Source organism: Exiguobacterium sp. s146, assembly GCF_018618415.1.
Taxonomy (GTDB): Bacteria; Bacillota; Bacilli; order Exiguobacteriales; family Exiguobacteriaceae; genus Exiguobacterium.
In genome coordinates, this window is the sequence record NZ_JACSMA010000002.1 from 685,834 (window position 1) to 699,707 (window position 13,874).

The 13,874-nt window shown below is 53.7% G+C and carries 14 protein-coding genes; all 14 read right to left on the bottom strand.

Features of this window, described 5'->3' with window-relative positions; translation table 11 throughout:
* Window positions 1–59: 59 nt before the first annotated feature.
* Window positions 60–509 (bottom strand): competence protein ComK, encoded by a 450-nt coding sequence (locus KNP83_RS10115; RefSeq protein ID WP_251139300.1) that lies wholly within the window; start codon window positions 507–509, stop codon window positions 60–62.
* Window positions 510–630: 121 nt separating this feature from the next.
* Entirely contained in the window at window positions 631–2,010 is a 1,380-nt protein-coding gene (locus KNP83_RS10120; RefSeq protein ID WP_214762348.1) for a sensor histidine kinase, read from the bottom strand.
* Window positions 2,007–2,669, bottom strand: coding sequence for a response regulator transcription factor (locus KNP83_RS10125; protein ID WP_021066695.1), 663 nt, complete (start codon window positions 2,667–2,669; stop codon window positions 2,007–2,009). The genes KNP83_RS10120 and KNP83_RS10125 overlap by 4 nt, the downstream gene beginning before the upstream one ends.
* 344 nt (window positions 2,670–3,013) lie before the next feature.
* Complete coding sequence (gene copZ / locus KNP83_RS10130) at window positions 3,014–3,220, bottom strand: copper chaperone CopZ (protein ID WP_214762349.1); 207 nt, start codon at window positions 3,218–3,220, stop codon at window positions 3,014–3,016.
* Window positions 3,217–5,328: a heavy metal translocating P-type ATPase gene (locus tag KNP83_RS10135; RefSeq protein WP_214762350.1), complete on the bottom strand. Its 2,112-nt coding sequence runs from the start codon at window positions 5,326–5,328 to the stop codon at window positions 3,217–3,219. Before KNP83_RS10135 ends, copZ begins: the two co-directional genes overlap by 4 nt.
* 12 nt (window positions 5,329–5,340) lie before the next feature.
* Window positions 5,341–5,643 (bottom strand): metal-sensitive transcriptional regulator, encoded by a 303-nt coding sequence (locus KNP83_RS10140; protein ID WP_021066698.1) that lies wholly within the window; start codon window positions 5,641–5,643, stop codon window positions 5,341–5,343.
* A 94-nt stretch (window positions 5,644–5,737) separates the two neighbouring features.
* Window positions 5,738–7,285 (bottom strand): fatty acid--CoA ligase family protein, encoded by a 1,548-nt coding sequence (locus tag KNP83_RS10145; protein ID WP_214762351.1) that lies wholly within the window; start codon window positions 7,283–7,285, stop codon window positions 5,738–5,740.
* 103 nt (window positions 7,286–7,388) lie between these two features.
* Complete coding sequence (locus tag KNP83_RS10150; RefSeq protein ID WP_214762352.1) at window positions 7,389–7,862, bottom strand: PTS sugar transporter subunit IIA; 474 nt, start codon at window positions 7,860–7,862, stop codon at window positions 7,389–7,391.
* Window positions 7,863–8,019: 157 nt separating this feature from the next.
* Window positions 8,020–9,009, bottom strand: coding sequence for a lipoate--protein ligase (gene lplA, locus KNP83_RS10155; RefSeq protein WP_021066701.1), 990 nt, complete (start codon window positions 9,007–9,009; stop codon window positions 8,020–8,022).
* Between the two features lie 69 nt (window positions 9,010–9,078).
* A complete protein-coding gene (locus KNP83_RS10160) occupies window positions 9,079–9,966 on the bottom strand; it encodes a Cof-type HAD-IIB family hydrolase (RefSeq protein WP_235045178.1) in 888 nt (295 codons plus the stop codon).
* 89 nt (window positions 9,967–10,055) lie between these two features.
* Window positions 10,056–11,441: a protoporphyrinogen oxidase gene (gene hemG, locus KNP83_RS10165; protein ID WP_214762353.1), complete on the bottom strand. Its 1,386-nt coding sequence runs from the start codon at window positions 11,439–11,441 to the stop codon at window positions 10,056–10,058.
* On the bottom strand, window positions 11,434–12,363 hold the full coding sequence (hemH, locus tag KNP83_RS10170; RefSeq protein ID WP_214762354.1) for a ferrochelatase: 930 nt from the start codon (window positions 12,361–12,363) through the stop codon (window positions 11,434–11,436). Before hemH ends, hemG begins: the two co-directional genes overlap by 8 nt.
* Window positions 12,360–13,409 (bottom strand): uroporphyrinogen decarboxylase, encoded by a 1,050-nt coding sequence (gene hemE, locus KNP83_RS10175; protein WP_214762355.1) that lies wholly within the window; start codon window positions 13,407–13,409, stop codon window positions 12,360–12,362. The genes hemH and hemE overlap by 4 nt, the downstream gene beginning before the upstream one ends.
* Before the next feature lie 116 nt (window positions 13,410–13,525).
* On the bottom strand, window positions 13,526–13,831 hold the full coding sequence (locus KNP83_RS10180; RefSeq protein ID WP_214762356.1) for a MerR family transcriptional regulator: 306 nt from the start codon (window positions 13,829–13,831) through the stop codon (window positions 13,526–13,528).
* Window positions 13,832–13,874 lie beyond the last annotated feature (43 nt).

The following is a 13,874-nucleotide window of genomic DNA, read 5'->3' on the forward strand; positions in this document are numbered from 1 at the left end:
TTCTTCATCATAGAGGGGTTCGTCATCAATTTCAATCTTTAAACTTGACTGAACGTGTTTCAGTGAAAGCGTTTTTGAAACGAGTACGATAACTCGATGGACCGTTGCTTCTGTTTATAGACAGTATGATTCGACACCGGCACTTCAACCGATTCGCCTGAGTGAAAGATGATTCGGCTCCCTTTGCCGTTCTTCTTCGCATCGTACACTTGAGAGAAGTTGATCCAGGCACAGTCCGGGCTTTCTTTGGCGATGGTCGGGAAAAAGATCGCATCTGCATGCCAATCCATGATGACAGGCGTTTTCCTGTGTGGTCCGAGCACGTTTCGAGCTGCTTCAATCCGTCCTTGAATGCTAGAACCGTAATACAGACAAGCCGATTCGAGCAAGTATAGCGGTGACCCTTTCAAGCGTTGGACCCCATCGGATTGATAAACGAGCGTCTCCGCCTCCCCGTACTCATTAAACACCGGAATCAAAGCTCTTGTTTCATTCGTCAACTGAGTCATCTGATCTGCCTCCATCATGGATGTATTGCCTTACCTCTCATTCATACCAAGCAATTACCGTTTCCACAAATCGAGCTCAAACATTTCCCACTAAAAAAACCAGCCAACGAGTGGCTGATTTTTAATTTCGAGCATCTAACTTTAGTTTTGGGTTCGAATGAGATGGCGGAAAGTGAAAATGTACAGCAACTCCGTCATTTGTATTTCCTAGTGCGACCGTGCCCTCATGGAGCGTCACGATTCTTTGAACGATGAAGAGACCGAGCCCAAACTTGCCTTGCTTCCCACGTGAGAATTGATGGAACAAATCAAGGTTCTCATCGACGGGCGGGCCATCATTCTCGATTGTGATGTCGACACCGGTCTCCGAGTTCGACAGACGGATGTGAATCCTCGATTCGGCATAACGCAGGGCATTATCGAGCACGTTCTCGAATGCGACGCGAATCTGCTCCCCGTCACCGAGCATCTCACCGGCATGCCCTTCGACCGTCCAGTCGACGTTGCCACGCAATTTGAATCGGCTGACGAGCAGTTCCACCAATTTATCGAGATTGATTGGTTCTAGCCGCATCTCTTGGCCTTTGAAATATTCCAGTTTCGTGACGTACAACAAGTCGACGACTTTCTTCTCGAGCCGTGAGGCCTCTTCGTCAATGACCTCGGCCGACCCTTTCAAGTCTCCGGTCGGATAGATGCCGTCGCCAATCGATTGGGCGTACCCGCGGATGACCATAATCGGCGTCTTCAAGTCGTGGGAGATGTTTTGGAGCAGCGCCTGTTGGGCCACGTCCTGCTCTTGTAGCTCTTGCCGCATCGCGTCAATCGATCGGGCCAATTGGCCGAGCTCGTCTTGACGGGCGAGCGGAAGCACGGTCTCCCATTGCCGGTTCGAAATCTTTTCGACCGCCCGTTCCATCTCGACGATCGGCTTCGTCAGCTCACGCGACATCCATAAGGCTGGAATCAATGACAGCAAGCTGATGACGCCGATTAAAATCGAGATGCGCCAATAGAGCGTCGAGACGAGTTCACGGCGATAGGCGTCCCAGGCATAAGACGCCTGATAGATGAGCTCCCCGTCATACTCGTTTTGACGGATGATATAGTAGACGTCCTCTCCGTCAATCGTCGTCTGATATTTGGCGACCTCGCTCGTCTGTTCGATCGCCTCTTGATACATCCGGTTCGTCAGCTCGAGCGGGGCCGAACCATAAATGATGCGTCCGTTCGGCAGGAAGATGAGTTGGTTGACCGAACGGGACTCTTGTTGCCGCCGGTCATACTCAATCGGATTTTGCGGGATATTTTCCAATTCGTCCGTATTCCCCAGGTAATAATCGACGTCTTGCAACGTCTCATACACTTGTTCATTGATGAATTGCGTGATCGAGGAACGGATCGTCAATAAAATCATCAAGGCGAGCGTCACGATGATCAGGAGAATCAATACCCAGATTTTCCACATGAGCCGCTTCGGCTGGAGCTGGTCGAGCTTCATGGCTTAACGAGTCGATAACCGACGCCATAGAGTGTCTCGAGCTCCAAGCGATGCAATTTCTTACGCAGGCGTCGCACCAAATCATCGACGACGCGGTCCGAACCGAAATAGTCATGGCCCCAGACGCCTTCGAGAATCTGTTCACGCGATAACGCCGAACCCGGGTGTTCGAGGAACAAGAGCAATAAATCGAACTCTTTCGACGTCAAATCGATTTCATCTTGTTCATGTCGGATGAGTCGTTTCTCAGGATAAATCGTATATTCCCCATATTCGATATGTTCGTTCGATTTTGAGCCGTACACCCGGTCAATCAACTTCTTCACCCGGATGACAAGTTCACGCGGCAAGAACGGTTTGGCGATGTAATCGTCAGACCCCATTTCGAGACCGATGATTTTGTCGATATCTTCATCACGTGCCGAAATAAAGATGGTCGGTGTGAAGGCGTTCGTCGCCTTGATTTGCTTCAACAGCTGGAACCCGTCCAAGTCTGGAAGCATGATATCGAGCACCCATAGGTCCGGCTCGTCCTTGATGGCAGCTTGGGCCGAGATTCCGTCGGTGAACGACCGGACGCGATACCCTTCCTGCTCCAAATATGTGACGAGCATCTTATTCAAATTAATTTCGTCATCCACTAAATAAATTGTGTACATTCGAGTCACCTCTGCAACGTTTTTACATATCATATCAAACAATTATGGACAAAAGATGGGAATACGGTCGTTTCTTGGGCGCTGAATGTGCTCGCCACACGTCAATGAATCGACAAAAAAAGAAGGGTCTCCCCTTCCTTACCGTGTCGGCCGAGTGCGCATCTGTTGCGCGAGGAATACTGTGCCTCCACTGAGCAAGGCCAGTACGCCGCTAATCATCATGAGTTCCATCATGCCCCACCTTCCCCATTGATAGCGATTCTCATTATCACCTATAATATAGCACGTTTTGTCTCGGTTGAACATCACAAAAAAAGCTCCCGCCGTCAGGCGAGAGCTTGGAATCATGCGTTGACGTCGTAGCCTTGTTCTTCGATGGCTTCGATCATCGCTTGTTTCGAGATTTTATCGTTATGGATGACATCGACCCGATGGTCTTGCAACGAGACGATCGCTGATTCGACGCCATCTAATTGTGTCAGCGCCCCTTCGACCGCCGCTTTGCAATGGTTGCATGTCATACCTTCTACTTTTAAAGTCGTTTCATTCATGTTGATTTTCCTCCTTGTGTTTTCAATCGTAACGCATTCAAGACGACCGAGACCGAACTGAACGCCATGGCCGCCCCGGCAATCCAAGGGGCGAGCAGACCCGCCGCTGCGACCGGGATCCCGAGACTATTATAGGCCAGCGCCCAGAACAGGTTTTGCCGAATGTTGCGCATCGTCAATGAACTCATCTCGATGGCGCGGTTCACGCCCTCGATATCTTGCCCCATCACCGTGACGTCAGCCGCTTCTAGCGCGACATCCGTCCCGCTTCCGAACGCGATACCGACGTCCGCGACGGCGAGAGCCGGCGCATCGTTCATGCCGTCCCCGACCATGGCGACACGTCCTTGACGCTTCAACGCTTCGACGTGATCCGCTTTCTCGACCGGTAATACCTCGGCGATGACGTTCGTTTCGGGAATCCCGAGTTGACGAGCGATGTCGTATGCGACTTCTGTGCGGTCACCGGTCAAGACGTACACTTGTCTCGTCAAGGCGAGATGTTGCACGACGGCACGGCTCCGCTCTTTCAACTGATCTTGAAGACCGAACGCCGCGACAATTCCGGACGCATCGGCCACATAGACAGGCGTCATCGCCTGCATGTCCCAGTCCGGTAAGGCGAATCCGGCTTCTTGCATCATGCGGACCGAACCGATACGTAGAGGTTTCCCATCCACGACCGCTTTCAATCCTCGACCGGCCAACTCTTCGACGCGTTCGACTTGGCCGCTTCCTTCACCACGACCGATGGCCTCGGCGAGCGGATGCGTCGACTGACGTTCGGCCATGACGGCCAACTTCAAGAACGACGCGTCTCCGAACGTCGCCACCACTTCCGGCGTCCCTTTTGTGAGTGTCCCTGTCTTATCAAAGACGACGATGTCGACACCGTTTAACGATTCGAGTTGCCCGCCCCCTTTGAATAAGACGCCTTGTTCGGCGGCACGGCCGGTCCCGACCATAATCGATGTCGGGGTCGCCAAACCGAGCGCACACGGACAGGCGATGACGAGGACGGCAATGGAGGCCCGAATCGCCATGTCCAAGTCGTTGAACCCAAGCGTCCACACCGCGAACGTCAAGGCGCTAATGGCGACGACGATCGGGACGAACACACCCGAAATCCGGTCGGCCTGTCGTTGAATCGGCGCCTTGTCCGTTTGGGCCTGTTCGACGACGCGGACGATTTGCGCGAGCATCGTCTCGCTGCCGACACGTTCGGCGACCATCAACACCCGGTGTGAGCGGTTAATCGTACCGCCGACGACGTCAGCACCGACACCTTTCTCGGACGGAATCGATTCCCCGGTCAGCATCGACTCATCGATGACCGTCTCGCCTTCGACGATTTTCCCATCGACCGGCACTTTCTCACCGGGACGAACGACGATGACGTCGCCGGTTTTGACCAAATCGATCGCGACCGATTTTTCCACACCATCGACGAGTAAAATCGCCTCTTTCGCCTGTAACGATAGGAGCGACTTGAGCGCGTCCGTCGTCTTCTCTTTTGCTCGTGCCTCTAACCATTTCCCGAGCAAGACGAGCGTGATGAGGACGGCACTCGTCTCAAAATAGAGCGACGGATGCATCGGATGGGCGAACATTTCAAAGACGGAGTAAAAATAGGCCGCCGATGTCCCCGTCGCCACGAGCACGTCCATATTGGCCGCGCCGCTCTTCAAACTCTTATACGCACCCTGATAAAACTGGGCCCCAATCCAAAACTGGACCGGCGTGGCGAGCGCAAATTGCCACCATGGACTCATCAGCCAATCGGCATGGAACGTCACACCCGGGATATGCGTGATCATGACGAGCAAAAGCGGTGCCGACAACAGCGCCGAGATGAGCACTTTTCGCTCGAGCGGACGCAGGTCGTACTTTGGCGTCAGCTCCGCTTTCCGTTCGGCCCCATACCCGATTTTCTCGATACGGGCGATCAACTCGTCTTCAGTGATGCCGTCGTCGACACGAATCGTCGCCGTCTCGAGCGGCAAGTTGACGGTCGCTTCCACACCGTCCATTTTATTCAACACTTTCTCGATGCGGGCCGAGCATGCGGCGCATGTCATCCCTTGAATCGACAGCTCGACGGTTTTCATCGGAACACCTCCTTACTTCTTGATGCGGCTGACGATTGTCATCAATTCGTCAATGTATGGGTCCATGTCTTCCGTTTCACTCGCATGGACTAAACATTTACGCATGTGACGTTCGAGTAGCTGCATCTCGACTTGTTTGAGCGCCGCTTGAATGGCTGACGTCTGGGTCAAAATATCGACGCAGTAGCGGTCGCTCTCGACCATCTTTTGAATCCCACGTACTTGTCCCTCAATCCGGCGCAGCCGTTTGCTGAGCGCTTCACGTTCTGCATCTTCGCGCGGAACGATTGGTTGGTCATGCATGAATTCTTCCATGATTATCACCTCACCACTAATATACCCCTACCCGGTAATGGTGTCAAATCATTTGAACAAAAAAGAGCGACCACTTTCGTCGCTCCTCCCCTAATCAATTGCGTTGGAATTGCTCGCTTTTTAAGACGGTCCGTAAAATCTTTCCGGTCGTGTTCCGCGGCAGCTCCTCGATGATTTCGATGTGCGTCGGCTGTTTGTACTTCGCCAGCTTCGTTGCCGCGAACGCTCGAATCTCGTCGAGCGTCACCTGTTCATCTCGGGTGACGATGAACGCTTTGACCGCTTCCCCTTGCTCGGCATCCGGCACCCCGATGACGGCAGCTTCGACGATACCCGGATGTTGATAGAGCACTTCTTCGACTTCGCGCGGGTACACGTTATAGCCGCCGACGATGACCATGTCTTTCTTCCGGTCGACGATATAAAAGTAACCATCTTTGTCACGCTTGGCCAAATCACCCGTATAGAGCCACCCGTCCCGAAGCGTCATCGACGTCTCTTCCGGCAGCTTGTAATAGCCTTTCATCACGTTCGGTCCACGAACGATGAGTTCACCGACCTCGTCGACCCCGACCTCTTCGCCGAGTTCGTCGACGACCTTGTTCTCGACGTGGACGATCGACGGACCGATTGACCCGGCTTTCCGCTCCCCGTGGAGTGGATTGAAACACGTGACCGGTGACGCTTCGGACAGCCCGTATCCTTCAAGAATCTTACACTCGAACTTTTGCTCGAACGATTCGAGCAGCTGGACCGGCAGACTCGCTCCACCGGATACGAACACGCGGACATGCTTGAGCGCCGAGGCGTAGGCCGGAACTTTCATCGCCGTCTGCAACAGGAAGTTGTACATCGTCGGGACACCGGCAAAAATGCTGACGCGATGTTTCGGAACGAGGTCGAACACGTCTTGCGGTGAGAATTTCGGCAAGATGACGATTGTCGCCCCGCGCAGGAGCGGTGCGTTGACGATGACCGTCAAACAGAAGACGTGGAACATCGGCAAGGCGGCGAGCGCTTTGTCTTCCGGCGTGATCTCCAAATACTCCCCAATCGAATGGGCGTTCGAGAACAAGTTGAGGTGCGTCAATAAGGCGCCTTTCGGTTTCCCGGTCGTCCCGCTCGTGTACAGGATGACGGCGACTTCATCCTCATCGACTTCGATGACTTCCGTTTTCGTCGGCGCGAACGCCTCGCTGAACGGTAAGAATTCGATGTCCCCCTCCCGCTTCAACGCCGGTACGTCGGCATACGGGACCGAGATAACGAGTCGGAGTTGCGGTAACTTCGTGAGTGCGGCTTCCGCTTGCGCGACGAGCGGCGACAATGCGACGATTGCTTTCACGTCTCCATCGAGCAAGATGTAAGCCATCTCGTCCGGCGTGTATGTAGGGTTGATCGGAATGACGACCCCACCGCGGGCGAGCACCGCGAAATACGAAATCAAGAACGCGGGGCTGTTGCCGAGGACGAGCGCGATGTGGTCGCCTTGACCGATGCCTTTTTGCTCGAGCGTTGCCGCCATCGCCTCGACTTGTCCATAGAACTGTCCGTAGGTGACCGTGTCTTCCCCAAACACGTAGGCCGCCTTGTTCGGATGCGCAGCCACAACGCCCTGTAGTGCAGTGACTAAGTTTGCCATGATAATCCCCCTTTGAAAATGAATGACTATTCACTTTTGAGCCGTAAAAAAGAGCACGGCAGCCGCGCTCTTTTTCAGTTATCTTTATTGTACATGAAACGCCTCAATAAGAAAACGCTTTCAATCCCATCGCCTGCAAATGATACAATCCAGTCCGGCTCTGCACGTGCACGAGCGCCTGTAACGTCTCATCGTCCATGAGCAGATCGTCCATCAACTTATGGAGGGCCGACTGTTTCGTTTCCGTAGTCGCCGTGATGAAGAATATCGCTTCGGCCCGGATGCTCACTCCCGCAATCGTCTGCATCGCAAACGGCTGATTGAGGCGCAGCAAGCTGATGCCGTCCTGTTTCGAGACCCGAATCGGCACATCGACGACGGCGACCGGTACGGCGACGTCGGTCACGCCCGACGGAATCGTCCGCTCTTGCTCCGTCACAACACGCGTGAACGTGTCCTTGACGATGCCCCGCCCTTCGAGTTCAAGGCCGATTGCTTGGACGGCGAGATCAAACGTCGGTTGTTCCGTCACCCACATCAAATTCGTGTCCATCCATTCTGTGATAAATCGATACATATCGTTTCCTCCCATTGGTTGACTCCATCTCACGAAAGCGCTTGCACTGATTATGATACGCCTCGCCGGAACGACGCGCAACGCCCCAGACAACCTGTCACGAAAACGCCAAAAAGAAGGACCTCCATCGAGAGGCCCTTCTGCGTGAAAACCCGCTTCAGCTAATGAGATCGACGAGTTCTTCGAGCTCGACGTTGCCGAAGTAATGTTTGACGTCAAGCTGTGACAATTGTTCCCGAATCGCGCCGCGTTCGAACCGCGTACCGACGAGGGCTTGTTCGACGTCATGAATATCACCGACACCGAAGAAATCCCCGTAGATTTTCGCTTCCGTGATCGTGCCTTTGTTGACGTTCAAGCGCACGTCGATCGTCCCGATCGGGAAGCGACGTTTCGACTCGACATCAAACTTCGGTGATTTCCCGAAGTTCCAGTCCCAGTTCGCATAGCGCTCTTTCGAGATATCTTGAACGATTTCCCAGTCCTCGTCACGAAGCACGTAGCGTTCAGGTTCCTGTCCGTCGTAAATCGAATGGAGAAGCGCCTCGACGAAGTGCTCCATCGCCATCTCTTCTTCCAAGAACTCGGTGATGTTGGCGACGCGGCTACGGACTGATTTGATGCCTTTTGAACGCATCTTCTCTTCCGAGACGTTGAGCGAGTTGACGACTTCCTCGATGTTCGAGTTGAACATGAGCGTCCCATGGCTGAACATGCGGCCACGCGTCGTGAACTGGGCGTTCCCGCTGATCTTGCGTTCGCCGACTTGGATATCGTTCCGTCCCGTCAACTCTGCCTCGACGCCGAGCTGCTTCAAGGCGTCAACGATTGGTTGCGTGAACTTCTTATAGTTGTTGAACGAGTTGCCGTCATCTTTTGTGATGAAGCTGAAGTTCAAGTTGCCTTCGTCATGATAGACGGCACCGCCGCCCGACAAGCGACGGACGACGTCAATCCCGTTCTCTTCGATATATTTCAAGTTGACTTCTTCTGATGTGTTCTGGTTTTTGCCGATGATGATCGACGGGCCGTTAATATAGAACAAGAAATAGTCCTCATGCTCAACGTTCAAATGCTTGAGGATGTACTCCTCGACCGCCAAGTTGAGTTTCGGGTCCCGGATGTCCGGGTTGAAAATAAATTTCACAGTAAGTTCCTCCTAAGGATGTTCGTTACTTGCATTATACGAGACGGCGGCCCAACGCCACAACTTTGGTTACTTCCATTCCCCGTTCATGACGCGTTTCAATGCGTTCGCGACGCCGTACTCGTCATGACGCTCCGTGACGTGGTGGCTGATGGCAATCAAGTCTTCGTGACTATTGCCCATCGCGATGGCTTTACCGGCGACTTCAAACATCGGGACATCGTTCAAGTTGTCCCCGATGACGACGACTTCTGATAAATCGACGCCGAAATGCTCGGCCAATTTTTTGACGCCGTGCCCTTTATCGGCCCCGTTCGCCATGACCTCGATGTTATCGTTGCCTGAAGACGTGACGTACACACCTTCGACACGCTCATCGATTTCCGTCCACAATGACGACATCTTCTCGAAATGGCTCGAGAAGGCGATGAATTTATAGACGCGTCCGGCCTCGTTCTTGATGAAGTCCTCGATGTCTTCGACGAGACGGACGTCCTCGTTGACGTAATAGCGTTTTTGGAAAAACTCATACATCTCGAGCGACCGCTCATCGCCGTTCTGCTTCAAGTTCTCCATCGTCGCGTCAATCAAATCGAGTCGGCTCGCGACGAGGCCCGCCTCTGAATACATTTCATAGAAGACGTCCGAATATTTGTGGTCTTGATGCAACACCGAAACGACCTCGAGCGCTTCTTCCGTCGTCAAATCGATTTCATGCAACACGTCACCCGTTTCCGTCAGCACGCGGCCGCCGTTCGAAGAGACGATCGGGCACGTGAGGCCGACTTCGTCGAGAATCTCTTTCGCGTTGAAGTAATTGCGTCCCGTCGCAATCGCAAAGCGAATCCCTTGTGCTTCGGCCGCACGGACGATTTCCGCCGTCTCGGGCGCAATTTTCGTGTGGTTGTGCAGGATCGTGCCATCCATATCGGATACGAACAATTTGTACGTTGTCATCAACATCCACTCCTCTTTTTCTGTTTCGCTTATAACTATAACAAAAAGAGAGGCCATCGGAATAATCCGACACCTCCCTTCATCAATCTTTAACGTTCTTCCGCCAGCGCCTTGACCTGTTCATGGACGCTCTTGATGCAGTCCGGCATGCCGATGCCGTCATAGGCGATGCCCGCGAGCAGGATGCCCGGATAGACACGTCCCATCTCGGCACGCAGCGCGCGGACCCGGTCCGAATGGAAGACGGCATAGGGCGGCAATCCGTCCCGGAGCCGGCTGACGACCGTCTCGAGCGGCGCCGCTTTGATTGTCATCAAGCCACCGAGGTCTCGTAACGCTGTCGCGACGATCTCCTCATCAGACGCATCGACGATTTCATCGGCGCCCGGACGTCCGAGAAAGACGCGCAGGACGTGATAGCCTTTCGGAACGGCGTGCGGCCATTTTTGGTCGATGAACGTGCACGCCGTGATCGTCACGTCCGCCTCTTGGCTTGTGACGAAGCCCGTCCCGACGAACGGTAGCTCGATATCGTCTTCTTTGAACACGAGCGAACACGTCGCCGTCGCGTGCGGTTTCATATCCGCGAGAAAATTACTGTCGACTTTCGGCAAGAACTGACGGATGAGCCGAGGCGGGACCGTCAAGATGAGGTGATCGGACTCGATATCGCCCCGGTTCGTCAGCAGACGGTACCCGCCCTCGATCTCCTCGACTTGTTCGACCGAACAGTTCAAGACGATTTCGGTGCGCTCTAGTCGTTCGGCAAGACGATCGGTGAGCGACTTCAACCCTCGTTTGAGGGAAGCGAACTGGCCGACTTTCTTGGCACCGACTTCCGCGACCCGCTGTTCGGGACGCAAGTGACGCATCCCTTCGTACAAGTTCCCGTGCTTCTTCTCACCTTCGATGAACTGCGGGAACGTCGACAAGGCGCTCATCTTGTCGATGTCTCCCGCGTAAATCCCGGAAAGAAGCGGCTCGATCAACCGGTCGACGATCGGGTCCCCGACCCGTTCCCGCAAGTACAGGCCGAGCGAGACGTCCGTTTCTGGCGGCTTGACGTCCGGTGGCGATAGGAGCATCGCCCGGAGCGCGGCATGTTCTTCTTCCGATAAGAGCGTCGTGTCCTTGAACGCATCGACGTCGAGCGGGATACCCATGACCGTCTGCTTCGGAATCGGATGCAGCCCGTCATGATGAAGCACGTACGCTTGCCCGACACCGTTCCGGACGATTTCATCGCCGAGACCGACGTCATGAATCAACTCGGTCATCGCCGTCTTCCGAAAGACGTATGAGTCTGGACCTCGTTCGACCGCAAACTCTCCCGTCTCAAACGTATCGATTTTTCCACCTAGCCGACCGCTCGTCTCGACGAGCTTGATCGAGACGTCCTTCGGTAAATAACGCTCGGCATAAAAAGCGGCGGTGAGACCTGTGATCCCACCACCGACAATCGTTACATTACGCATGATGTACAATCACGCTTTCCATGCGATCGGCGATGGCTTCAATGAAGCTCCGCTCCGCGTTTGGCATGTTCGGGCGCGCGTAGTGAACGCCGAGACGGTCACAAACGACTTTACATTCCACGTCGTTATCGAAGAGCACCTCGAGGTGATCCGCGACAAACCCGACTGGCGTGTAAACGAACGCCTCATAGCCATGCTTTTCATAAAGTTCAGCCGTCAAGTCTTGGACGTCCGGTCCAATCCACGGGTCAGGCGTATTGCCTTCCGACTGCCAACCGACCTCATAGTTCGGGACGCCCGCCGCTTGGGCGATTTTGTCAGCCGTCTCTTTCAATTGATCCGGATACGGGTCGCCGCCTGCCAAAATTTTCTCTGGGAGGCTGTGCGCCGAGACGATCAAGCAAGCCTTCTCGGCCGGGACCGGCAAGTTCGCGAACGTCGCTTTGATCGCTTCCGCCCACCAATTGATGAATTTCGGCTCGTCGTACCACGATTCGACCGAACGAATCTCGATGCCGTATTTCGCAGCCTCTTCATGCGCTCGTCCATTGTACGATTTGACACTGTATGACGAGTAGTGCGGGGCCAATACGACCGAGACCGCTTCTTTGATGCCGTCGTTCGCCATTTGCGCGACCGCATCTTCGACGAATGGTTCGATGTGTTTGAGCCCGATGTAGAGTTTGAACTCGATTTCGCCGACGTGGCGCTCGTTCAAGATGTCACGAAGCGTCTCCGCTTGGTCGATCGTGATTTTTGCGAGCGGCGACACGCCTCCGATGGCCTCATAGCGCTCCGTCAAATCTTGGAGTGCTTCCGGTGAAGGTTTGCGACCATAGCGGATATGCGTATAGTAACGCTCGATATCTTCAGGTTTGTATGGTGTCCCATAAGCCATTACGAGTAATCCGACGGTTTTCATAATGATTTGCCTCCCATTTTTTCACGTGAGTAGTCATGGATAAATGCAGTCAATTTGACGAGCACAGACGGATCGACTTCCGGGAACACCCCATGCCCCAAGTTGAAGACGTATCCAGGTTGCTTCATCCCCTCATCGAGGATTTCTTTCACTTTCGCTTCAATGACCGGCCACGGTGCCAACAAGAATGACGGGTCCAGGTTCCCTTGGACCGCTTTCGTTATGCCACGGTCGCGCGCCTCTTGCACCGATAAACGCCAGTCGAGTCCGACGACGTCTAGCGGCTGGTCTTGCCACTCTTCAACGAGGTGGCTCGCCCCGACACCGTGCATGATGAGCGGGATGTCGAGCTTACGCAACTCGGTGAAGATGCGCTCTGTCGTCGGTTTGATATAACGAACGTAATCTTTGCGGCTGAGCGTCCCGACCCATGAGTCGAACAATTGGAACGCTTGGATGCCGGCCTCTGCCTGCGCCGTCGCATACGTTATGACCATGTCACCAAGCTTCTCCATCAGCGCGTTCCAGACGTCCGGTTCGGCGTACATGAGTGCTTTCGTCCGGTGGTAGCTCTTCGATGGGCCGCCTTCAATCATATAACTCGCGAGTGTGAACGGTGCACCCGAGAAACCGATGAGCGGGACTTCCAAACGTTCCCGAAGCAAACGGATCGTCTCGAACACGTACGAGATGTCATCCGTGTTGAGCGGCCTCAAGCGCTCCACATCTTCCATCGTCCGATATGGGTTATCAATGACTGGCCCGATGCCGCTCTTGATTTCCACATCCACGCCCATCGATGGGAGTGGCGTCATAATATCTTTATACAGAATGGCCGCGTCGACTCCTAGTTGTTTGACCGGGAGCTCTGTCACGTAGGCACACAATTCGGCATCATGGGTGATTTCGAATAATGTCCTCGTTTTTTTGATCTCACGATATTCTGGTTGGTAGCGTCCGGCTTGGCGCATGTACCAGACGGGCACATAGTCTGTCGCCTCTCCTTTAAACGCCTTCAAAATAGTATCGTTCATACGTCGCGTCATTCCCCTCTATAATTCTCCTACACTCTTCTTCTATAGGTATGTGAACTCAAAAACATTATACAGAAATTAATTAGAATAATGCTAATGTGAAGCATTTTCATTGTGTTTTCTTTGTGTCATTTCTTAGGCGGATACGTACGGAAGGCCGAATTAAGCTGCCCGCGAATCAAATCGTCGCGCTGTTTCGTCGACAAACGCTTCTCGCGATCTTTAATGTCTTGAATCCGCCATCCGTCTTCGAGCTTCGAGGCTACCTCCACTAATCGCTCCACATCATGGAAAGAATATTTACGTGAACCGCCTTTTGTCCGTTCCGGAAAGACGAGCCCTTTTGACTCATAATAGCGGACTTGTCGCTCCGAAAGTCCCGTCAGTTCAGTGATGACGCCCATTCCAATCACTTTCTTCGACTTATAGTCCATCGCTCGTCCTCCTCCTTCATAAAAAAACTATGTCAGATAATCT